Origin of the sequence: Prauserella endophytica, from assembly GCF_005146945.1 — a bacterium.
Classification (GTDB): Bacteria; Actinomycetota; Actinomycetes; order Mycobacteriales; family Pseudonocardiaceae; genus Prauserella_A; species Prauserella_A endophytica.
Window position 1 is genome coordinate 36246 of record NZ_SWMS01000008.1, and the last position, 22459, is coordinate 58704.

A 22459-nucleotide genomic window follows, 5' to 3' on the forward strand; every position below is an offset into this window, starting at 1 on the left:
TCGGGAGTTGTTTGTCAGGAGTTCTTCTCCAGCGAGCGGCGGGCCGCGGCGACCACGGCCTCCGCCGTGAAGCCGAACTCGCGGAACAGGGTCTTGAAATCCGCCGAGGCGCCGAAGTGCTCGATGGACACGATCTCGCCGCGGTCGCCGACGAAGCGGTGCCACGGCTGTGCGATGCCGGCCTCGACGGCCACGCGGGCCTTGACGGTCGGCGGAATCACGGCGTCGCGGTAGCTCTGCTCCTGCGCGTCGAACCACTCGACACACGGCATGGACACCACACTCGTGGCAACGCCGTCGGCCTCGAGGACCTTCCTGGCCTCGACGGCCAGCTGCACCTCGGAGCCCGTGGCGATGAGCACGACCTCGGGATTGCCGTTGGAGGCCTCGGCCAGCACGTAGCCGCCCCTGGCGACGCCCTCGGCGTTCGTGCCCTCCAGCACCGGCACGTTCTGCCGGGTCAGCGCGAGGCCGGACGGCGCGTCGGTGTCCTCCAGCACGGCCTTCCACGCGGCGGCGGTCTCGTTGGCGTCGGCGGGGCGCACGACGTTGAGGCCGGGGATGGCGCGCAGCGAGGCCAGCTGCTCGATCGGCTGGTGGGTGGGGCCGTCCTCGCCGAGGCCGATCGAGTCGTGCGTCCACACGTAGACGACCGGCGCCTTCATCAGCGCGGCGAGCCGCACCGCGGGACGCATGTAGTCGCTGAAGATCAGGAACGTGGCGCCGTAGGGCCGGGTGCCGCCGTGCAGCGCGATGCCGTTGAGGATCGAGCCCATCGCGTGCTCGCGGACGCCGAAGTGCAGCGTGCGGCCGTACGGGTTGGCCTTCCACATGTCGGTGGAGGCGCTCTCGGGGCCGAACGAGTCGGCGCCCTTCATCGTGGTGTTGTTGCTCTCGGCGAGGTCGGCGGAGCCGCCCCACAGCTCGGGCAGCACGTCGGCGACGGCCGACAGCACCTCACCGGAGGCCTTGCGGGTGGCGATGCCCTTCTCGTCCGGCTCCCAGCTCGGCAGCTTCTCGGCCCAGCCGGCCGGCAGCGAGCGGGTGGCCAGGCGGTCGGCCAGCTCCTTGCGCTCCGGGTTGGCCTCGGCCCAGGACTCCCACAACTGGAGCCACTTGGTGTGCTCGGCCTTGCCGCGGTCGAGCGCCTTGCGGGTGTGGGCGAGGACCTCGTTCTCGATCTGGAAGCTCTTCTCCGGGTCGAAGCCCAGGATCTCCTTGACGGCGGACACCTCGTCGGCGCCGAGCGCGGCGCCGTGGGCTTTGCCGGTGCCCATCTTCTTCGGCGCCGGGTAGCCGATCACGGTGCGCAGCAGGATGAATGACGGGCGCGTGGTCTCGGCCTTGGCGGCCTCGATGGCCTGCTCGAACGCCACGACGTCCTCGCCGCCGTCGACGACCTGCACGTGCCAGCCGTAGGACTCGTAGCGCTTGGCGGTGTCCTCCGACAGCGCGATGTTGGTGTCGTCCTCGATGGAGATCTTGTTGTCGTCGTAGATCACCACGAGGTTGCCGAGCTCCTGGCGGCCCGCGAGCGAGGAGGCCTCGGAGGTGACGCCCTCCTCGATGTCGCCGTCGGAGGCGATCACGTAGATGTGGTGGTCGAACAGGCTCTCGCCCTGCGGCGCGTCGGGGTCGAGCAGGCCGCGTTCGCGCCGGGCGGCCATCGCCATGCCCACGGCGTTGGCCAGGCCCTGGCCGAGCGGTCCGGTGGTGGTCTCGATGCCGGGGGTGTGCCGGTACTCGGGGTGGCCAGGGGTCTTCGAGCCCCACTTGCGCAGCTGCTCGAGGTCCTCCATCTCGAGGCCGTAGCCGGCGAGGAAGAGCTGGATGTAGAGCGTCAGGCTGCTGTGCCCCGCCGAGAGGATGAACCGGTCACGGGCCGGCCACTCCGGGTCGCTCGGGTCGTGCCGCATCACGCGCTGGAACAGCGAGTAGGCCACCGGCGCCAGGCTCATGGCGGTGCCGGGGTGACCGCTGCCGCAGTTCTCCACCGCGTCGGCGGCCAGTACGCGGACGGTGTCCACCGCGCGGGTGTCCAGCTCGGTCCAGTCGGCCGGGTAGTTCCGGCGCAGTAGGGGGTTGTTCTCGGCGGTCGTGGCGTTTTCCGACACTGAACTCGGCTCCTGAGTCGATTGCGCGTAGTAGCTCTTCGTGGTTACCCGGTGGCGCCCGGCCGCCACCCACCTTAATCGATCCGGAGCCCGTTATCCTGCAATCTTGCGAGGTGACCCGGGATCCGCGATCGACGAGGGCCAGCCTAGTAGGTACCCGGTTTGCTCGCGGGGGCACCAACGGGCGGCCCCGCATGCGACGCACGTCTCTTCCGCGCGATGCCGCCACGGGGCCCCGGAACGCCTTCTACTACGATCTGTCAAGGCAGTGGCCGCTGAGCAGTGGCAGGGCTGCCGACCCCGATCTGACGCAGGGAGCGAAATGTCGTTGGTGCACGCTGCGCACGGTCGCAGTGAGAACACCAGCGCCGTGCATCCCACCGGTGAGTCCCCAGCCGGTGGCCGGCGAGGTTTCCGCCAGGTGGTCGGCGCGTACGCCGCGCTCGCCAAGCCGAGGGTCATCGAGCTGCTGCTCGTGACCACGATCCCCGCGATGTTCCTCGCGGGGCGCGAGATCCCCTCGCCGTGGCTGGCGCTCGCCACGCTCCTCGGCGGCACGATGGCGGCGGGCAGCGCCAACGCGCTCAACTGCGTGATCGACGCCGACATCGACAAGGTGATGAACCGGACCAAGCGGCGCCCGCTGGTTCGCGACTCGGTGCCGAGGCGCGGCGCGCTGATCTTCGGGCTCGCGCTCGGCGGCGCCTCGTTCGCGGTGCTCTATCTCACCGTGAACCTGCTGGCGGCGCTGCTCGCGATCGCCACGATCCTCTTCTACATCTTCGTCTACACGCTCGTGCTGAAGCGGCGCACGCCGCAGAACGTCGTGTGGGGCGGTGCCGCCGGCTGCATGCCGGTGGTGATCGGCTGGGCCGCGGTGGAGGGCACCGTGCAGTGGCCGGCCTTCGTGATGTTCGGCGTGATCTTCTTCTGGACGCCGCCCCACACGTGGGCGCTCGCCATGAAGTACCGCGAGGACTACGAGCGGGCCGGCGTGCCGATGCTGCCCGTGGTGGCCACGCCGCAGCACGTGGCCAAGCAGATCGTCATCTACTCGTGGGTGATGGTCGGCTGGACGCTGCTGCTCGCCCCGGCGACGAGCTGGCTCTACGCGTCCTTCGCGGCGCTGGCCGGCGCGTGGTTCCTGTTCTACGCCCACCGCCTGCACTCCTCCGTGAGGCGCGGGGTGGAGACCAAGCCGATGGCCCTGTTCCACCGGTCCAACACCTACCTGATGATCGTGTTCTGCGCGCTGGCCGTCGACTCCGCGATCGGCCTGCCGGTGCTGGGCCTGCCCTTCTGAGTCCGGCGCCGCCCGGCGGGGCGGGGAATTCTCGCGAGCCGGTGTTCGTTATGACTCGGCCACCGATTCCCGTCGTTCGAAAGCAGGCTGCCCTTGTCCGTGTCCCCGTCCGACGACGGCAAGTCCGCCGACATCGCCGCCGAGCAGGAGTACCTCTCGCTCCTCTACGCCAAGCTCGACACCGAGCGGGAGCTGGCCTCGCGCAGGCTGACCGAGGCGCTGCGCTCGGGCGGCAGCGGCCCGCAGGCACAGGCCGAGCGGGAGGCCGCGACGGCGACGCACAGCGACCGGCTGGCACAGCTCAGCTCGGTGGAGCAGGGCCTGTGCTTCGGCAGGCTCGACTTCGCCGAGGGCCACGACGGTGACTCGCCCATCTACATCGGCAGGCTGGGGCTGTTCGACGAGGACGACGACTATCAGCCGCTGCTGATCGACTGGCGTGCGCCCGTGTCGCGCCCGTTCTACCTGGCGACGGCAGCCTCGCCCGACGGCGTGCGGCGCAGACGCCACATCCGCACGCTGACCCGGCGGGTCGTGGGCGTCGACGACGAGATCCTCGACCTCGGCTCCGCCGAGAGCAGCGACCACCTCGGGCTCGCGGGCGAGGCGGCGCTGCTGGCGGCACTGGAGAAGCGGCGCACTGGCGCGATGTCCGACATCGTCGCCACCATCCAGGCCGAGCAGGACCGCATCATCCGCGCCGACCTCGGCGGCGTCATGGTGGTCCAGGGCGGCCCTGGCACCGGCAAGACCGCCGTCGCGCTGCACCGGGCCGCGTACCTGCTCTACACCTACCGGCGTCAGCTCGACACGCGTGGCGTGCTCGTGGTGGGCCCCAACAGCACGTTCCTGCGCTACATCGGCCAGGTGCTGCCGTCGCTGGGCGAGACGGGTGTGCTGCTCTCGACCGTCGGAGAGCTGTTCCCCGGCCTCGCGGCCACGGGCGCCGACTCGCCGGAGGCGGCCGAGATCAAGGGCAGGCTCACGATGGTCGATGTGCTCACCCAGGCCGTCCGCGACCGCCAGACCGTGCCCGAGGACGTGCTGGAGATCGAGGTCGAGGGCGAGACGCTGACCCTCGACCGGGCCACGTGCGAGCGGGCGAGGGAGCGGGCGAGGAACACCCTCAAGCCGCACAACCTCGCGCGCCGCGGCTTCGTCGACGAGCTGCTCGACGCGCTGGCCGCGCAGTCGGCGCAGCGGCTGGAGTCCGTTGTGCTCGACAACGTGCCCGACATCCCGCTCGCCGAGGACGAGACCGACGACGGCGAGCTGCTCGACGCTCGCGACCTCGCCACCATCCGGCAGGAGCTGGCCGAGGACCCGGCCGTGCTGGCCGCGCTGAACGGGCTGTGGCCGAAGCTCACGCCGCAGGAGCTGCTGGCCGACCTGCTGACCTCGCCCGCCCGGCTCGACTCCGCCACGCGCGGGCACCTCACCGACGACGAGCGCGACGTGCTGCTGCGCCTGCCCGGCTCGCTGTGGACGCCGGCCGACGTCCCGCTGCTGGACGAGCTCGCCGAGCTGCTCGGCGAGGACGACACGGAGATCCGCGCCCGCAGGGCCAAGCGCGAACGCGAGGAGAAGGCCTACGCCGAGGGCGTGCTCGACATCCTCGAACAGGACGAGGAGATCTTCGACGAGGAGCGCATCCGGGTCTCCGACGTGCTGGACGCCGAGCTGCTGGCCGAGCGGCAGGACGCCGCGAGCGTGCTGACCGCCGCCCAGCGTGCCGCCCAGGACCGGACGTGGACCTTCGGGCACGTGATCGTGGACGAGGCACAGGAGCTCTCCGCGATGGACTGGCGCATCCTCATGCGCCGGTGCCCCAGCCGGTCGATGACGATCGTGGGCGACGTGTCGCAGACCGGCTCGCCAGCGGGCACGTCGTCGTGGGCGGACGTGCTCACGCCCTACGTCGCCGACCGGTGGCGCCTGCGGGAGCTGACGGTGAACTACCGCACGCCCGCCGAGATCATGAACCTCGCAGCCGGGGTGCTCGCCGAGATCGCCCCGGAGCTGCGCGCGCCGACATCGGTGCGCGAGACCGGGACGGAGCCGTGGCAGCGCGAGCTGCCCCGCGACGCCGTCGTGGGCGAAGCCCGGTCCATTGTGGACCAGGAGCTGGCCGAGGTGGAGGGCGGCACGGTGGCCGTGCTGGTGCCAGCCGGCCTGGAGGGACCGCTGTCGGCGGAGCTGGCCGGCGCCGGGGGGACCACGGCCGAGGACGACAACCCGAGGGTGTCGGTGCTCACGGTCGACCGGGCCAAGGGGCTGGAGTTCGACGCCGTCGTGGTGGTGGCCCCCGACGAGGTGGTCGCGGAGTCCCGGCGCGGACTCAACGATCTCTACGTCGCGCTGACGCGAGCCACGAAACGCCTCGGCATCGTCCACACCGGACCACGCATCCCCGCACTGTCAGGTGCGCAAAGCGCCCGGTAGACGCCCAGCTAGGGTGTCCACATGCGCAATGCTGGCAAGATCATGATCGTGGCTGCCGCCGCCACGGCACTCGCGGCGTGCTCGCCGTCTCTCGAGGAGCCGACCGACCTGCAGCCTGGCGAGCAGCCGACGCACACCCCGGCTCCGGTGTCCGTGTCCGCCTCGGCCTCCGCGTCCGAGTCGCACGCCGCCGGGCACGCGATGGAGTGCACGGCCGCCGACCTCACCGTCGACACCGCCGGTGAGCAGCCGCGCGTGCAGATCCCGAGGGACTGCGCGGCGCCGACGACCGTGCTGACGCGTGACCTGGCGGAGGGTTCCGGCGCCGGCGCCGAGCCCGGCGACACCGTCGAGGTGAACCTGCAGGTCGTCGCCTGGTCGAACGGCGAGGTCGGGCAGAACACGTTCGCCCAGGAGCGGCCCGTGTCCGTCCGGCTTGGTGAGCCGCAGGACATCGAGGGCCTCACCGAGGGTCTGACCGGCATCATGCAGGGCGGCAGCAAGGTGTTCGTGCTGCCGCCGGACCTCGGCTACGCCGAGCAGAGCGGCAACCCGCTCGCCGGCGAGACCCTCGTGGTCGTCGCCGAGGCCGTCCGGGTGACCACCGGCAGCTGAGCCACCGGATCACCTCGCAGTGAAGGCCACCATCACTGCGTTCAACCAACGCAGTGGCGCGCAGCGTCTCCGTTTGGGTGGTGGTGGGAGACGGGTGGGCGCAGGCATGGTGGCCTTCACTGCGGAATCGGCTAGGGGAGTAGCAGCACCTTGCCCGTGGTGCGGCGGCCCTGGAGGTCCTCGTGGGCCTGGCGGGCCTGCGCGAGCGGGTACCTCGCCCCGATGCGGATGCCGAGCGATCCCTCCGCGACGGCGTCGAACAGCTCGCGGGTGCGCCACTCCAGCTCCTCCCGAGTGACCACGTGGTCGTCGGTCTTCGGCCGCGTGAGGAACAGGGAGCCGCCCGCGTTGAGCCGCTGCGGGTCGATCGGCGGCACCGGCCCGCTCGCGGCGCCGAACAGCGCCAGCAGGCCGCGCCTGCGGAGGCTCTTGAGGCTGCCCTCGTAGGTCGACGCGCCGACTCCGTCGTAGACCACGTCCACGCCCTCGCCACCGGTGAGCCGCCTCGCCGCCTCGGCGAAGTCCTCCTCGGTGTAGCGGATCACCTCGTCGGCGCCGGCCTCGCGCGCGAGCCGCTCCTTCTCCTCCGTGGACACCGTGCCGATCACCCGCGCGCCCTTCGCCTTCGCGAGCTGGACCAGCAGTAGCCCCACCCCGCCCGCGGCAGCGTGGACCAGTACCGTCTCGCCCTCGGTCACCGGATGGGTCGAGTTCAGCAGGTAGTGCGCCGTGATGCCCTGCAGCATCGTGGCCGCGGCCGTCTCGGCGGACACGGCGTCCGGCACGCGGACCACGATCCCCGCGGGCACCAGCGCCTGCTGGGCGTATCCGCCGGGATGACCCTGCCACGCGACGCGGTCACCCATCGTGACCTCGGTGACCTCCGCACCCACCGCCGACACGGTGCCCGCGCCCTCCAGTCCCGGCGTGTAGGGCAGCGTCATCGGGTAGATCCCGCTGCGCTGGTAGGTGTCGATGTAGTTCACCCCCGCGGCGGCGACATCGACGACGACCTCTCTCGGCCCGGGCGGGCCGATCTCGACATCGGCGACCTCCAGCACCTCTGGACCGCCGGTCTGCTGGATTCGAATCGCCGTGGGCATGCCAATCTCCGTTTCTCGAGCACGATCGTGTTCGCCGTTGAAGAATCCTTCACGCCTGGTAGACGCCTCCGCACGGGGTCCGGTGTAGTCTGCGTGAACCACCACAACGGGGGCATTTCACCGATACAGCCGGAATCCTTTCCCGGCGCGGAGTGCTGGTAATAGATGTGTTAGCGCCTGTCTTCCTCGGCTTCGGCGCGGCGTTCTTCTTCGCCGCGTCGGCCGCGTTGCAGCGGCGCGCGGTCCTGCGGGCCGCGGACAGCGACACCGAACACCGCGCCAGCAGGCACCAGATTCCCGTGGTGTGGCTCGTGCGCAGGCTGCTGCGGCAGCGCCTCTGGCTCATCGGCTGGGCCACCAACCTCCTCGGCTTCTTCTGCCAGGCCATCGCGCTCCACCTCGGCTCCATCGCCCTCGTCCAGCCGCTGCTGGTGACCCAGCTGCTGTTCGCGCTGCCGATGGCGTCGGCGGCGATCCGCAAGTGGCCCCCGCTGAGGGACTGGCTGGCCGCGCTCGCCGTCAGCGGCGGCGTCGCGCTCATCCTGACGGTCGAGGGCGCCGCGCCGCTGGAGGGCACGCCGAACCGCGACCGGCTCCTCATCGCCGTGCTCATCGCCGCGGCGACCGTCGTGACGCTGGTGCAGCTCGCCCAGCGCGGCGGACCCCTGTTCTACGGTGGGCTGATCGCCGCGTCGGCCGGGATCTGCTACGCGATCAGCGCCGCGATGATGAAGCTCACCGCCGACAGTCTGATCGCCGAGGGCGTGCTCGCCACCGCACTCGACTGGCCCGGCTACGTGCTCGCCGCGTCGACCCTGTGCGGGCTGCTGCTCGGGCAGCAGGCCTACGGCTCCGGATCGTTGCCCGAGGCGATCGCGATCATGTCCATCGTCAATCCGGGCGCGAGCTACGCGCTGGGTCTGCTCGCCTTCCACGCACATCTCTCGACCGCTCCCGCCGCCCTCGCCGCGACGGCCGGAGCCGCGTTGTTGCTGATCATCGGGGTGATCGGGCTCGCGCACTCGCCGACCGTTCGGGAGGAGACCTCGCGCACGACGACACGCGGGATTTACCCCGCACGGGGTAAAGTCTCAAGAACGGCCGCCACGCGGGCACCTAATCACGGTTCCGACACCTGCCCGCAGGAGTGAGCGCCGGAGTGAGCCAGGACCCCCTGGAGGCGTAGCCCGTGCACCATAGATCGTCGCACCCGGAGCGACATCATCTGGTCATCGAGATCCCGCATTTGCGGAGCACCGTCGGCAGAGCGCTGGTCATCGCGCTCGAGACCGCGGTCATCCCCACGGTGCTGCTCATGCTGCTGCTGCACTACGTCGGCCTGGTGGCCGGCCTGTGCGCGGTGCTCGGCTGGTGCGCCTTCGTGCTCGGCACCCGGCGTGCCCTCGGCAAGGAGATGCCGCGCACGCTCCTGCTCTGCACCGGGATGCTCGCGGGCAAGGCGGCCTTCGCGCTCGTCACGTCGAGTGCCGTGGTCTACGTCCTGCAGCCCGCGGTCGGCTCGGTGCTCATGTTCCTGCTCTTCGTCGGTAGCGCGGCCCTCGGCAAACCCATCACGGAACGACTCGCGAAGGACTTCGTGCACCTGCCCGCCGAGGTCTTCGCCAACAAGGCCGTCCGCCGCGTCTTCATCAACGTCGCCCTGCTGTGGGGCGGGTCGCGGCTCATCGACGCGGCGATGACCCTCGGGTTCCTGCACTGGAGCGTCGAGGCCGGGCTGTTCTCCCGCGGCGTGCTCAGCGGCCTGCTCACGGCGCTCACCATCGCGGTCTGCGCGGGCCACGGCTGGCGCGCTCTGCGCAAGCTGCCCGGAGTCACTCTGAGACTCGGAGCGAAACCCGCCGTCGCGTGACCTTCGGCCCGCGCGCGCCCCTGGCCGGGCGTGATATACGGAATTGTGCTCACTGCGGGTTCGACCGGCAGTACGGGGCTGACGGACGGTAGGGCCGCCGGCTCGACGCGGCGAGCCCGGTGGTGGACGGAACTCCTGCTCGGTCTCGGGCTGTTCGGCGTCTACCTGCTCATCAAGTTCCTGCCGCTGCCCGCCAACCTCGAGCGGGCGCAGGCCAACGGCGAGGCGATCCTCGCGCTGGAGCGGTTCTTCGCACTGGACTTCGAGCTGCCCGTCAACCTCTGGCTCGCCGACCAGGGCTGGCTGCGCGTCGCCGCCAACTACGAGTACGCCTACACATACATCATCACCACGCTGATCCTGCTCGTGTGGGTGTTCGCGCGGCGTCCGGAGCACTACCGCTGGGTGCGCAACTCGTTCCTGTGGATGAACCTGCTCGCGCTCGGGGTGTTCTGGATCTTCCCGGTGGCGCCGCCGAGGATGCTGCCCGACGCCGGGTTCGTCGACACCGTCCGGCTCGGCCGCACGTGGGGTTCGTGGGGCTCGCCGATGGTGGACAACGCGAACCAGCTGGCCGCGATGCCGTCGCTGCACATCGGCTGGGCGCTGTGGGTGTCGGTGGTGCTGGCTCGCATCGCGGGCGGCTGGCTCGTGCAGGTCGTCAGCGCGGTGCACGTGCTGGTGACTTTCGTGGTGATCGTGGCGACCGGCAACCACTACTGGCTCGACGCCGTGGGCGGCGCCGTGGTGGTGTGGCTCGGCGTCGCGCTCACCGGCGTGGGCAGACGACAAGCGGACCGCCTCACGCCCGGGGAGGCACGGTTGCTGGCCACCGCGAACGGGGCGTGCGGCGCGCTGGCGCTGCTCGACACCTCGCGCGGCTCCCAGCCGGGGCCGGAGCAGGTGAAGGCACTGGTCGGGGCGCGGCTGGCCGACCGGCCCCGCCTGCGGCAGCGCCCGCCGCGCCCCGGCCGCCGGCGACCGCGCTGGCTGGAGCATCCGCGGCTGGACTGGGCGTGGCACGTGCCCGTGTTCGACCTGTCCCGGCCGGGTGGCACGGCCGCGCTGCACCGCCTCGTCGCGGACCTGGCCGCCGAGCCGCTGCCCGGCGACCGGCCGCTGTGGCGCGTGGCGGTGGTGACCGGGGTGGCCGACGACGTCGCCGCCGTGGTGACGCTCGTGCATCCCGCGCTCGCCGACGAGGCCGGTGCCGTGGAGCTGGCGTTCGATCTGCTCGGCGGCACGCCCGTGCCCGGATCGCGCGAGCGGAGGCCCACGTCGGCGCCGCCGCCTCCCAGCGGCCGGGCCTTCACCGCGCTGTGCCTCGACCCAGAGACGCGCCCGGAGGCCCTGTCGAGCGTGCTGGGGCGCACGGTACCGGTGCTGACAGGTCCGGCGGGCCAGCCGCGTTTCGGCGAGCTGCCGGTCACGGCGGTGGTTCCGGTGCCGCTGCCCGCCGACGGCGTCTCGGCGGTGGCCCTCGACCGCGGCGGCGTGCTGACCGTGGGGGCGCTCGCGGCGGACGGTGACATCGACCGCTTCGGCGCCAAGATCCGCGCGGAGCTGCCCGGGCTCCGCCTAGACTCACGGCGTGGCTGACACCGAGAGCACCGAGAAGACCGAGGCACCCGCGGCCCCCACGGGCCGCCAGCTGGCCGCGGCCCGCGCGTTCGTCGCGGCGCACGGCAAGCCGTCGAAGGCCGTGGTCGAGCGCATCGGCAGGGTGGGAGCCCGGGTCGTGCTCGTCGGCGCGGACGGCGCGCTCGGCGACGTGGTCGTGCCCAGCCCGGAGACCGGCGAGGCGCTGGTGGAGGCCGTCGAGGACCTCCAGGCCGCCACGTGGGACGCCGAGACGGTCAACGCCACGGTGATCGGTCCGGCGCACCGGCGGCGGATGGCGGTCTCGTTCCTCCGGCGGTGAGGGCGCGAGCGATCCTCGTCGGCTGCGCGGGCCTGCCCGAGGGCGACGGCGACGAGGCGGGCGCCCAGCAGGCGCTCGCCGAGGTCGGGGTCGGCACCCGGTGGGCCGTGTGGGACGACCCGGACGAGGACTTCACCGACGCCGACCTGGTGATCCTGCGCGCGACCTGGGACTACTCCGCGCGGCGGGACGCCTTTCTCGACTGGTGCGCGTCGGTCCCTTCGCTGCGCAACGACGTCGACGTGGTGCGGTGGAACACCGACAAGGCCTACCTGCTCGATCTCGAGAACGCCGGGATCCCGATCGTGCCGACCCGGCTCGTCGCGCCCGGCGCCGAGCCGGAGTGGCCGGAGACGGAGTTCGTGGTGAAGCCCTCCGTCGGCGCCGGCTCGCGGGGCGCCGCCCGGTTCGCCGCGGATGAACGGGAGCAGGCCGAGACTCACCTGCGCTCGCTGCACGCCGATGGCCGGTCGGTGCTGGTGCAGCCGTACCAGCGAACCGTGGACTCCGAGGGCGAGACGGCGCTCGTGTTCTTCGGCGGCGCGTACTCGCACGCCTTCACCAAGGGCGCGATGCTGACGGGCGCGGCGGTGGACGAGTCCGGACTGTTCGTGACCGAGAAGCTCGGCGTCACGCAGCCCGAGGCCGCCTACCGGGCGCTGGCGGAGGATGTGCTCGACGCCGTGGCCGGGTGGTTCGGCGCAGGACGGTCCGGGCTGCTGTACGCGCGGATCGACCTGGTGCGCACCGACGACGGCACGCCGGCGGTGCTGGAGGTGGAGCTGGCCGAGCCGAGCCTCGGCTTCGGCCAGGCGGGGCCGGGCGCCGCCGTGCGGTTCGCGTCCGCGGTGCGCCGCGACCTGCGCCGCTGAACTTCGCGAAAGATCTTCAGCTGGACGTCACCGCACGGTCAGCCGGCCACGCTTGGCTGTCGATCATGCGAAGACTCCGGAAAGCATGGCTGGCCCCGCTGCTCGCCGCTCTGACCGTGGCGGCGCCGCTACCCGCCACGGCCGCCGAGGGAGGACGGGACGCGGGCTCCATCGGCTCGATCGTTCTGACCGAGCAGGCGTCGCGGCGGATCCTGGTGCTGCCCGCCGACCAGGACGCGTGGAATGCGCGGGAGTTCACCTGGTCCTGGGCGCCCAGCGCCGCGGGCGGCCTCGGTGACCTGGTCTCGGCGTGGACCAACCCCGACGAGGCGAAGCTCACCGAACGCGACGGCCGGCGGTACCTGATGACGACCGCGTCCGGCGGGTTCGCCGCGGTGGTGCCCTACCCCGAGGGCACCGGCGCCTACTGGGCGGCCGACGTGGGCGGGTCGAACAACCCGCACAGCATCGAGCTGCTGCCGGACGGCAACGTCGCCGTGGCCGCGAGCACGGGCGGCTGGCTGCGCGTCTACACCGCCTCACAGGGACCGAGATCCACGCACTACGCCGAGTACCCGCTCGTCGGCGGGCACGGCGCGGTGTGGGACGACCAGGCGGAGGTCCTGTGGGCGCTCGGCACGCACGAGCTGGTGGCCCTGCGCGTCGGCGGCACGCCCGCCGAGCCGGTGCTGACCCCCGAGCGCGTCTACCAGCTGCCCAGCAAGGGCGGTCACGACCTGCAGCCGGTGCCGGGGGAGCCGCGCCAGCTGTGGGTCACCACGGAGTCGGAGGTGCTGCGGTTCGACAAGGGCACGGGCCGGTTCTCGAAGCACTACCGGGGCGCCCGCTCGATCAGCGACGAGCACGTCAAGAGCGTGACCACGAACCCGCAGACGGGTCAGGTGCTCACGGTCTCGCCGCAGGAGGGCCACCTGTGCACGTGGTGCAGTGACACCGTGGACCTCGACCTGCCGCACGGGGACCTCACGCTGCACGGCGCCTGGATCTACAAGGCCCGCTGGTGGAACGACTGAGGTGGAAAGCGAACGGCCCGGCCCCTCTCGCGGGGACCGGGCCGTCGCCGTCTCGGGGTGATCAGGCGGCCACGCGCTTGGCGGCGATGCGCTCGGGCTTGGGCCAGCGCACGTTGTGGGCCCAGCCGAGCTTCTCGAAGATCCAGATGAGCCGGGCGGACACGTCGATCTGGCCGCGCAGCACGCCGTGGCGGGCGCAGGTCGGGTCGGCGTGGTGGGAGTTGTGCCACGACTCGCCCATCGACAGGATCGCGAGCGGCCAGAAGTTGGCGGCCCTGTCCCTGCTCATGAAGGGGCGCTCGCCGAACATGTGGCAGATCGAGTTCACCGACCAGGTCACGTGGTGCAGGAACGCGATGCGCACGAGCCCGGCCCAGAAGAACGCCGTCACGGCGCCCCACCACGTCCACGTGAGCAGGCCACCGAGCACGGCGGGCAGCGCGAGGCTCAGCGTGATCCACAGCCAGAAGTAGCGGTTGACCACGCGCAGGTCGTTGTCGGCCAGCAGGTCAGGGGCGAAGCGCTCGTAGTTGGTGACCTCACGCTTGAACATCCAGCCCATGTGGGCGTGCCAGAAGCCCCGGGCCAGCGCCATCGGCGACGAGCCGAACAGCCACGGCGAGTGCGGGTCGCCCTCGCGGTCGGCGAACGCGTGGTGCCTGCGGTGGCTGGCGACCCAGAAGATCACCGAGCCCTGCACGGCCATGCTCCCAGCGATGGCGAGCGCGACGCGCAGCGCGCGGTTGGTCTTGAACGCGCCGTGGGTGAAGTAGCGGTGGTAGCCGACGGTGACGCCGAGCGTCGCGACCGTGTAGAACACGGCCGCCAGCACCAGGTCGACCCAGCTCAGCCCCCAGCCCCACGCGAAGGGGACCGCGGCGACCAGAGCGACGAACGGAATCAGCAGGAATGCCTTCAGCACGATCATCTGGCCGGTGGTGCGCTCTTCGCCGGTGATCGGCTTCGGTTCGGATTTGGTTCCGGACACGCTTGCGGTGCTCATGGTTCGGTGCGACCTCGCATCGGATGAAAGGGTGTGGTGGGGAGCGGATTCGATCATTCGGACAAATACCCGGTCACGCTAGAGCGTAACGGCGTGGACCATCACACACGCGCCGTCGGGATGACGACCGTGTGACGGGCCGCGGACGCGCGCGTTAGCGGGAGCTCGCGGCGGTCGCCTCGGCCGGGGCGGGGGAGAAGCTGGTCACCGGGCCGCGGTCCCTGGCCGCGCACCACAGCGCCGCCGTGGCCACGATGACGGCGGCCGAGCCGAGGACGTGGAACGAGACCAGCGCCTCCGGTACGCCCAGCGCGTACTGGACGCTGCCGAGCGCGCCCTGGGCGAGCGCGACCACCCAGACCACGGTGTAGCGGCGCCAGAGCTGCTTCGGCGCGCCCGTGCGCAGCCACTGCAGGCCGAGCACGGCCAGCACGATCAGGTAGACCACCAGCAGGCTGCCGTGGACGAACGTGAGTGTCTCGATGGGCGCCTGCAGTCGCGGCGTGTCGGGGTCGCCGCCGTGCGGGCCCGCGCCGGTGACCGTGGTGCCGGCGGCGAGGAGGCCCGCCATGGAGACGACGAGCGTCACGAGCAGTGCCCTGCCGCTCCCGGCGACGCGCCAGCGCGGCCGCTCGTCACCCTCGTTGAAGGCGTGCAGGAGGAGTGTGGCGAGCCACACCAGTACCGCCGAGGCGAGGAAGTGGATGGCGACCGTCCACCAGAGCAGGCCCGTGAGCACGGTCATGCCGCCGATGACGGCCTGAGCCACGACCCCGCCGGGCATGGTCCAGGCGAGCTTGACGAGGCGCTTGCGCTCGGGGTGGTCGATCTGGATGCGCCAGGCCGCGAGCACGCAGAGCGCGGCCACGATGCCGACCACGCCGGTCAGCAGGCGGTTGCCGAACTCGATCCACTGCGTGAGTGTCTCGTACTCGGGGTGCTGGACGGGGAACATGCTGCCCTCGAAGCACTGCGGCCACGTCGGGCAGCCGAGTCCGGATCCGGTGACCCGCACGACCGACCCGGTGACCCCGATGCCGCCCTGGGTGATGATGGCGGCTATCGCGAGGGCCCGCTGCACCGCCTTCGAGGGGTACGGCAGCCGGGCGACGAGGGAAGTCAGTTGCACGACAATAGATAGTAGAGCGGCGCGAAGCGCCTCCGTTTGGGTGGTGGTGGGGAAGTGGCTGGCCAGTAGAGCGGCGCGAAGCGCCTCCGTCTGACGGCCCCCAAGGCCACCTTTGGTGCGTTCAACGCACCAAAGGTGGCCTTGGGGGCCGTTATGTGGGCTTCTGGGGCAGTTACGTGAGCTTCGTGGTGCGGGTGGCGATGGCTCCGGCGGCGACGGCCCAGACGGCGAGCGTGGCCAGGGCGTCCCAGGCGAACATGCCGTCGACGAGCGCCGCGCGCAGGCCCTCCGCGAGGGCGCCCGAGGGCAGCAGGGCCACCAGGTCGCCGAGCACGCCGGGCAGCGACGACGGCGCCATCAGGATCCCGCCCGCGAGCAGCAGCACGAACCACACGATGTTGGCCAGCGCCAGCACCGCCTCCGCCCGCAGCGCCCCGCCGAGCAGCACGCCGAGCGCGCCGAAGGCGAGCGTGCCGAGCACGAGCAGCACGATCGCCGCACCGATGCCCGCGCCTGAGGGCGACCAGCGGAGCAGTGCCGCGACGATCCCGAGCACCACCACCTGCAGCAACACCACGACCAGAGCGGCCACGAGCCGCCCGGCCACGAGCAGCCAGCGCGGCAGCGCGGTGGCGGAGAGGCGCTTGAGCACGCCGTAGCGGCGGTCGAAGCCGAGCGCGATGGCCTGGCCGGTGAACGCGGACGACAGCACTGCCAGCGCGAGAATCCTCGGCGTCACCCAGTCGACCCGGGACAGGGAGCCCAGCTCGCCGGTTGGCAGGAAGTCGAGCAGGCTCAGGCCCACCAGCAGCGCCAGCGGGATGAGCAGCGTGAGCAGGATCTGCTCGCCGTGGCGCAGCGTGAGGCTCGTCTCGATCCGCGCGTGGGTAAGCAGCATCCGGCCGTAACGGCCCGCGCCGGGGGCGGGCGTGAACGTGCCGGGCTCGAACCGGGTGCCTGTCGCCGTCACGTCCGCAGCTCCCGTCCGGTCAGCTCGAGGAAGACCTCCTCCAGGTCGCGCTTGCCGACGTGCAGCTCCTCGGCGAGCACGCCCTGCTGCGCGCACCAAGCGGTGACCGTGGACACGACCTGCGGGTTGACCAGCCCGGCCACCCGGTAGGCGCCGGGGGAGGACTCGCGCACCAGGTAGCCCTCCGGCAGCGCGGCGCTGAGCAGGTCGGTGTTGAGGCCGGGGCGCGCCTTGAACCGCAGCTGGGCGTCCTCGGCGTGCTCTGCGGTCAGCGCGCTCGGCGAGCCCTGCGCGATCACGCGGCCGCCGTCGACGATCACCACCTCGTCGGCGAGCGTCTCCGCCTCCTCCATGAGGTGGGTGGTGAGCAGCACGCTCACGCCGTCGGCGCGCAGGGCGGCGAGCAGGTCCCACACCAGCCGCCGCGCCTGCGGGTCCATGCCCGCCGTCGGCTCGTCGAGAAACACCAGCTCGGGGCGGCCGACCAGCGCGCACGCGAGCGAGAGGCGCTGCTGCTGGCCGCCGGAGAGCCGCTTGAACGGCGTCCGCCGGGCGGAGGCGAGCCCGAGCACGTCGAGCAGCCAGGCGGGGTCGAGCGGGGTGGCCGCGCACGCGGCGACGAGCCTCAGCATCTCCTCGGCCCGCACGCCCGGGTAGGCGCCGCCGCCCTGCGGCATCACGCCGATGCGGGGGCGCAGCGCGGCGCCGTCGCGGGCGGGGTCGAGGCCGAGCACGCGCACGGTGCCGGTGTCGGGGCGCAGGAAGCCCTCACAGATCTCGACCGTGGTGGTCTTGCCCGCGCCGTTGGGGCCCAGCAGGGCGAGCAGGCCGGCCCTCGGCATCTTCAGATCGAGTCCGTCGACCGCCGTGACCGCCCCGAAGCGCTTCACCAGCCCGGTGATCTCGACGGCTGCACTCACAGATGTAAAGGGTACGGCGTGACCTCAGACGGCCTCGGGCCGCGTCTCGCCCATCCGCCGGGAGAACAGCAGCGGGGCGCTGCGCCACACGATCACGAGCGCGCCGAGAAGCACGATGCCGCCGGCGACGTAAGCCTGCGAGACGATGTACGAGCGTCCGTCGAACGTGCTGCCGGTCGGCGGGATCACCATGGCCAGCACGGCGCTCACCGCCGTGGCCGCCGCCCGGAACCGGGACGTGCCGGCCGAGGCCGCGAGCGGGATGACCGCCCACAGCAGCCACCACGGCTGCATCGCGACGTGCAGGGTCATGAACGCGCCCAGCGAGACGCCGAGGCCGATGATCGGGCGGTAGCGCCAGCGGAAGCTGTCCCACAGGAACTTGGCCGTGATCGACCCCGCAACCACGTAGCCGAGGATGCCGAGGATCGCGATGACGGCGGCGGTGTGGTTGCCGAGGCCGAGCATGATGCCGAGGATGCCGCCCAGCTGGCCGAGCTCGGCCACGGGCGAGATCCAGTTCCACACCATGCCGGGCGTGCCCAGCGCGCCGACCCAGCCGAAGCCGAGCCCGGTGCCGAAGCAGATCGCGGCCGTCACGGCGGCGCACACGACGGTCATCAGCGCCGCGGCCCACAGCAGGTCGGTGATCCTGCCGTACCAGCGTCTCGCGATCATCACGCCGAAGAACCCGAGCGCGACGATCGCGTGGATCTTGACCATGGCGGCGGCGGTGATCACGACGGCGCCGAGGACGATGCAGGCGAGCTCGCCCTTCGCGAACGGTGGCGGACTGTCGCCGGAGACGCGGATGGGCAGCCTGCGGATGCCCAGCTCGAGGCCGGCCAGCATCAGGCCGATGCCGAGCGCCTCGTTGTGCGCGCCGGCCACCAGGTGGAACAGCACGAGCGGGTTGGCCGCGCCGAGCCACAGCGCGGTGCTCGGCTGCACGCCGAAGCGCCGCGCGAGGCGGGGCAGCGCCCACACGATCAGGCCGAACCCCACGAGCGCGAGCCCGCGCATGAGCAGCACGCCGACGGCGACGTGGGTGCCGACCGCACCGGAGATCCAGCTGCCGATGTCGAGGAACAGCGGGCCGTAGGGCGCGGGCGTCTCGCGCCACATGTTCGACACGCCCGCCGTGAGCGGGTCGGCCACGCCGAGCGCCTGCGCGGGACCGAGTTCGTAGGGATCCATGCCGCGGTCGACGATCGCGCTCTGTGCGAGGTAGCTGTAGACGTCGCGGGAGAACAGCGGCGGGATGACCAGCAGCGGCACCGTCCACATCGCGAGCGTGCGGTACAGCTGCGCGGGGCTGGCGAGCCGCGTCCTGCCCGGCCTGGCGAAGCGGCCGAGCAGCAGCCAGCCGGCGACCATCATGCCCATGCCGGTGAAGGCGATCGCCAGCGACACGGTGGGGATGCGGGCGAACAGCCGCAGCACCGGGATGTTCAGCACCGGGTTCAGGATCGGCGCGGCGCCCGCGCCGAGCGAGCCGAACGCGAGGAACAGCGCGCCGACGATGCCGAGCCGGTTGACGACCCGCAGCGCACGGTTCTCCTCGGCGTTCAGCGGCTCCGGGTCGCCGGGGTGGACCGGCGAGAGCGAAGGGGCCGCGGCGCCGGCGGCGCTGACGACCGCGAGGTCGCCGTCCGCCTGCTGTTGCGTACCGCCTTTGCCCAGAGCCACGAGCGAGAGCGTATCGACTGCCCCCTCGACGTGAGACCGGTCACTCGGATTTCGCGGGTCTTTGCTCCCCGCCGGGAAATACGACACACTTATGTTGTGAAAAAGCAGGACACCTTCGACCAGCACGATGACGGCCAGTCATCGGCTGCCACCGGTGTTCCTGTCCAGGTGACGGCCGAGGGCCGGACCCGCAACGAGGTCGCCCGGCTGCTGCTTGAGCAGGGGCCGATGACAGCGGTGGCGGTGGCCGAGCAGCTCGGCATCAGCCCGACGGCGGTGCGTCGCCACCTCGACGTGCTGCTGGCCGACGCCGAGGCCGAGACCAGGGAAGCCCCCCGGCGAGGGCCGAGGGGCCGGGGTCGCCCGGCCAAGCTCTTCCTGCTGACCGAGCAGGGCAGGGCGCGGTTCGGGCATGCCTACGACGACCTGGCGGTCGCCGCGGTCCGGTTCCTCGCGGAGCACGCGGGGGACGACGCGGTACGGGCCTTCGCCGAGAGCCGCGTGGCGGCGCTCGTCGAGCCGTACCGGGACTCGGTCACCAGCGAGGCCGCGCCGGCGTCCAGGGCGGAGGCCCTGGCAACGGCGTTGACCAGGGAGGGTTACGCTGCGTCGACCCGGCAGGTCGGCGCGGGCGAACAGCTCTGCCAGCACCACTGTCCCGTCGCTCACGTCGCAGCCGAGTTCCCGCAGCTGTGCGAGGCCGAGACGGAGGCATTCGCCAAGCTGCTCGGCACGCACGTGCAGCGGCTGGCGACGATCGCACGCGGCGACGCCGCGTGCACCACGCACGTGCCCGCCGACAAGCCGGGTGACGAAGCACGATCTCCGAATGGAGGGACCACCGCATGACTGCCGCTGCCGAGCAGCGCAATCCCACCACCACGCCGCTGAGCCAGGAAGAGACCATCGAGTCTCTCGGCAAGTACGCGTTCGGCTGGGCGGACCCGGACACCGCGGGCGCGAGCGCCCGACGCGGGCTCAACGAGGAGGTCGTCACCGACATCTCCGAGAAGAAGTCCGAGCCGGAGTGGATGCGCGAGACACGCCTGAAGGCTCTGAAGCTCTTCGAGCGCAAGCCCATGCCCAACTGGGGCGCGGACCTGTCGGGGATCGACTTCGACAACATCAAGTACTTCGTTCGCTCCACGGAGAAGCAGGCCACCAGCTGGGACGAGCTGCCGGAGGACATCAAGAACACGTACGACAAGCTCGGTATCCCGGAGGCGGAGAAGCAGCGCCTCATCGCCGGTGTCGCGGCACAGTACGAGTCCGAGGTGGTCTACCACCAGATTCGCGAGGACCTCGAGAAGCAGGGCGTGCAGTTCCTCGACACCGACACCGCGCTGCGCGAGCACCCGGAGCTGTTCAAGGAGTACTTCGGCTCGGTCATCCCGGCCGGTGACAACAAGTTCTCCGCGCTGAACACCGCCGTGTGGTCGGGTGGCTCCTTCATCTACGTGCCGCCGGGCGTGCACGTGGACATCCCGCTGCAGGCCTACTTCCGGATCAACACCGAGAACATGGGCCAGTTCGAGCGGACCCTGATCATCGTCGACGAGGGTGCCTACGTGCACTACGTCGAGGGCTGCACCGCGCCGATCTACCAGTCCGACTCGCTGCACTCCGCGGTGGTCGAGATCATCGTGAAGAAGGGCGGCCGCTGCCGCTACACGACGATCCAGAACTGGTCGAACAACGTCTACAACCTGGTCACCAAGCGCGCCAAGTGCGAAGAGGGCGCGACGATGGAGTGGATCGACGGGAACATCGGCTCCAAGGTGACCATGAAGTACCCGTCGGTGTTCCTGATGGGCGAGCACGCGAAGGGCGAGGTGCTCTCGGTCGCGTTCGCCGGTGAGGGCCAGCACCAGGACGCGGGCGCCAAGATGGAGCACCTCGCGCCGCACACGTCCTCGACGATCGTGTCGAAGTCGGTGGCGCGCGGCGGTGGCCGCACCTCCTACCGGGGTCTGGTCAAGGTCGCCAAGCGGGCGCACCACTCGCGCTCCAGCGTGGTCTGCGACGCGCTGCTGGTGGACACCATCTCGCGCTCGGACACCTACCCCTACGTCGACATCCGCAACGACGAGGTGTCGATGGGCCACGAGGCCACGGTGTCCAAGGTGAGCGAGGACCAGCTGTTCTACCTCATGTCGCGCGGCCTGTCCGAGGACGAGGCGATGGCGATGGTCGTGCGCGGGTTCGTCGAGCCGATCGCCAGGGAGCTCCCGATGGAGTACGCGCTCGAGCTGAACCGCCTGATCGAACTGCAGATGGAAGGAGCCGTCGGCTGACATGACGGTGACGAACGACGCGGCGCGCACGGCCGAGGCGGTGGAGGCTGCGACCGTCCCGGCCGCCTCCCGTGCCGAGCGGTTCGCCTCCTACGACGTCGAGGCATTCGAGGTCCCCGGCGGCCGCGAGGAGAACTGGCGCTTCACGCCGATGAAGCGGCTGCGGGGCCTGCACGACGGCTCCGCGGCCGCCACCGGCGAGGTCAAGGTCGACGCCGACGCCGCCCCCGAGGTGCGCGTCGAGACCGTCGCCCGCGACGACGAGCGCCTCGGCGAGGCAGGCGTGCCCAGCGACCGCATCGCGGCGCAGGCGTACTCGGAGTTCGAGTCCGCCACGCTCGTGACGGTGCCGAAGGAGACGGTGGCCTCCAAGCCGAGCCTGATCCGGCTGACCGGTCCCGGCGATGGCAAGACCGCCTACGGCCACGTCCAGGTGCGGGCGGAGGCGTTCGCGCAGGCCACGATCGTGCTCGACCACGTCGGCTCCGGCACCTACGCCGACAACGTGGAGTTCGTGATCGGCGACGGTGCGCAGCTCACCGTGCTGAGCGTGCAGGACTGGGCCGACGACGCGGTGCACGTCTCCGAGCAGCACCTGCGGCTCGGCCGGGACGCGCGGCTCAAGCACGTCGTGGTGACGCTGGGCGGCGACCTGGTGCGCGTGAGCCCCACGGCCACGTTCGCGGGTCCCGGCGGCGACGTCGAGATGCTCGGCTTGCACTTCGCCGACGCGGGCCAGCACCAGGAGCACCGGCTCTTCGTGGACCACGCGGTGCCGCACTGCAAGTCGAACGTGCTCTACAAGGGCGCACTGCAGGGCGACGACGCACACACCGTGTGGATCGGCGACGTGCTCATCCGCGCGGCCGCCGAGGGCACAGAGACGTTCGAGCTGAACCGCAACCTGGTGCTCACCCAGGGCGCGCGCGCCGACTCGGTGCCGAACCTGGAGATCGAGACCGGCGAGATCGCCGGTGCCGGTCACGCGAGCGCGACGGGAAGGTTCGACGACGAGCAGTTGTTCTACCTGCAGTCGCGGGGCATCGCGGAGGAGCAGGCGCGCAGGCTGGTCGTGCGCGGGTTCTTCCACGAGATCCTGATGAAGATCGACGTTCCCGAGGTGCGCGAGCGCCTCGAGGCCGCGATCGAGGCCGAGCTGCAGGCCGTCGGCGCTTGACCC

19 protein-coding genes are annotated in these 22459 nt (G+C 71.4%); 12 read left to right on the forward strand and 7 right to left on the reverse strand.

The features are described from left to right. Positions 1-14: 14 nt before the first annotated feature. Complete coding sequence (tkt, locus tag FCN18_RS16065; RefSeq protein ID WP_137095499.1) at positions 15-2114, reverse strand: transketolase; 2100 nt, start codon at positions 2112-2114, stop codon at positions 15-17. A 322-nt stretch (positions 2115-2436) separates the two neighbouring features. Here tkt and FCN18_RS16070 point away from each other — a divergent pair, with 322 nt between their 5' ends. The 3 genes from FCN18_RS16070 to FCN18_RS16080 all read left to right on the forward strand — a co-directional run bounded on the left by FCN18_RS16070 (position 2437) and on the right by FCN18_RS16080 (position 6474). Beyond that, a complete protein-coding gene (locus FCN18_RS16070; protein ID WP_137095500.1) occupies positions 2437-3417 on the forward strand; it encodes a heme o synthase in 981 nt (326 codons plus the stop codon). A gap of 93 nt (positions 3418-3510) precedes the next feature. Then, entirely contained in the window at positions 3511-5859 is a 2349-nt protein-coding gene (locus FCN18_RS16075) for an ATP-binding domain-containing protein (RefSeq protein WP_170200561.1), read from the forward strand. A gap of 21 nt (positions 5860-5880) precedes the next feature. Then, positions 5881-6474, forward strand: a complete 594-nt coding sequence (locus FCN18_RS16080) for an FKBP-type peptidyl-prolyl cis-trans isomerase (protein ID WP_112274417.1) — start codon at positions 5881-5883, stop codon at positions 6472-6474. 131 nt (positions 6475-6605) lie between these two features. Here the strand turns inward: FCN18_RS16080 and FCN18_RS16085 are convergent, their stop codons facing one another. Next, on the reverse strand, positions 6606-7577 hold the full coding sequence (locus FCN18_RS16085; RefSeq protein WP_137095501.1) for a quinone oxidoreductase family protein: 972 nt from the start codon (positions 7575-7577) through the stop codon (positions 6606-6608). 167 nt (positions 7578-7744) lie between these two features. Here FCN18_RS16085 and FCN18_RS16090 point away from each other — a divergent pair, with 167 nt between their 5' ends. From FCN18_RS16090 to FCN18_RS16115, 6 genes are all read left to right on the forward strand, one after another. After that, a complete protein-coding gene (locus tag FCN18_RS16090) occupies positions 7745-8728 on the forward strand; it encodes a DMT family transporter (RefSeq protein ID WP_112274413.1) in 984 nt (327 codons plus the stop codon). 38 nt (positions 8729-8766) lie between these two features. Beyond that, entirely contained in the window at positions 8767-9447 is a 681-nt protein-coding gene (locus FCN18_RS16095; RefSeq protein ID WP_112274411.1) for a DUF3159 domain-containing protein, read from the forward strand. 45 nt (positions 9448-9492) lie between these two features. Further along, the gene (locus FCN18_RS39095; RefSeq protein WP_158303121.1) at positions 9493-11046 is read left to right on the forward strand and encodes a bifunctional phosphatase PAP2/O-acyltransferase family protein; all 1554 of its coding nucleotides are present in this window, start codon (positions 9493-9495) and stop codon (positions 11044-11046) included. Further along, a complete protein-coding gene (locus FCN18_RS16105; RefSeq protein ID WP_112274408.1) occupies positions 11039-11368 on the forward strand; it encodes a hypothetical protein in 330 nt (109 codons plus the stop codon). The genes FCN18_RS39095 and FCN18_RS16105 overlap by 8 nt, the downstream gene beginning before the upstream one ends. Then, the gene (locus tag FCN18_RS16110) at positions 11365-12240 is read left to right on the forward strand and encodes an ATP-grasp domain-containing protein (RefSeq protein WP_112274406.1); all 876 of its coding nucleotides are present in this window, start codon (positions 11365-11367) and stop codon (positions 12238-12240) included. The genes FCN18_RS16105 and FCN18_RS16110 overlap by 4 nt, the downstream gene beginning before the upstream one ends. A gap of 65 nt (positions 12241-12305) precedes the next feature. Continuing rightward, the gene (locus FCN18_RS16115) at positions 12306-13274 is read left to right on the forward strand and encodes a DUF6528 family protein (RefSeq protein WP_137095502.1); all 969 of its coding nucleotides are present in this window, start codon (positions 12306-12308) and stop codon (positions 13272-13274) included. 61 nt (positions 13275-13335) lie between these two features. On the opposite strand, the gene FCN18_RS16120 is transcribed toward FCN18_RS16115, so the two are convergent. From FCN18_RS16120 to mptB, 5 genes are all read right to left on the reverse strand, one after another. Then, positions 13336-14277, reverse strand: a complete 942-nt coding sequence (locus FCN18_RS16120) for an acyl-CoA desaturase (protein ID WP_113643063.1) — start codon at positions 14275-14277, stop codon at positions 13336-13338. 154 nt (positions 14278-14431) lie between these two features. Further along, entirely contained in the window at positions 14432-15406 is a 975-nt protein-coding gene (locus tag FCN18_RS16125; protein WP_113643062.1) for a COX15/CtaA family protein, read from the reverse strand. Positions 15407-15578: 172 nt separating this feature from the next. Beyond that, on the reverse strand, positions 15579-16304 hold the full coding sequence (locus FCN18_RS16130) for an ABC transporter permease (protein WP_137095607.1): 726 nt from the start codon (positions 16302-16304) through the stop codon (positions 15579-15581). Between the two features lie 68 nt (positions 16305-16372). Further along, a complete protein-coding gene (locus tag FCN18_RS16135) occupies positions 16373-17296 on the reverse strand; it encodes an ABC transporter ATP-binding protein (RefSeq protein WP_112274398.1) in 924 nt (307 codons plus the stop codon). Positions 17297-17320: 24 nt separating this feature from the next. Continuing rightward, complete coding sequence (gene mptB / locus FCN18_RS16140; RefSeq protein ID WP_137095608.1) at positions 17321-18979, reverse strand: polyprenol phosphomannose-dependent alpha 1,6 mannosyltransferase MptB; 1659 nt, start codon at positions 18977-18979, stop codon at positions 17321-17323. A 102-nt stretch (positions 18980-19081) separates the two neighbouring features. Here mptB and FCN18_RS16145 point away from each other — a divergent pair, with 102 nt between their 5' ends. The 3 genes from FCN18_RS16145 to sufD are packed head-to-tail and all read left to right on the forward strand — an operon-like array spanning position 19082 to position 22456. Next, positions 19082-19834 carry a helix-turn-helix transcriptional regulator gene (locus FCN18_RS16145; RefSeq protein WP_206077917.1) on the forward strand — a complete coding sequence of 251 codons (753 nt, stop codon included), beginning with the start codon at positions 19082-19084 and terminating at the stop codon, positions 19832-19834. Further along, positions 19831-21279 carry a Fe-S cluster assembly protein SufB gene (gene sufB, locus FCN18_RS16150; protein ID WP_112274396.1) on the forward strand — a complete coding sequence of 483 codons (1449 nt, stop codon included), beginning with the start codon at positions 19831-19833 and terminating at the stop codon, positions 21277-21279. Before FCN18_RS16145 ends, sufB begins: the two co-directional genes overlap by 4 nt. Before the next feature lies 1 nt (position 21280). After that, a complete protein-coding gene (gene sufD / locus FCN18_RS16155) occupies positions 21281-22456 on the forward strand; it encodes a Fe-S cluster assembly protein SufD (RefSeq protein ID WP_112274394.1) in 1176 nt (391 codons plus the stop codon). Positions 22457-22459: the final 3 nt, after the last annotated feature.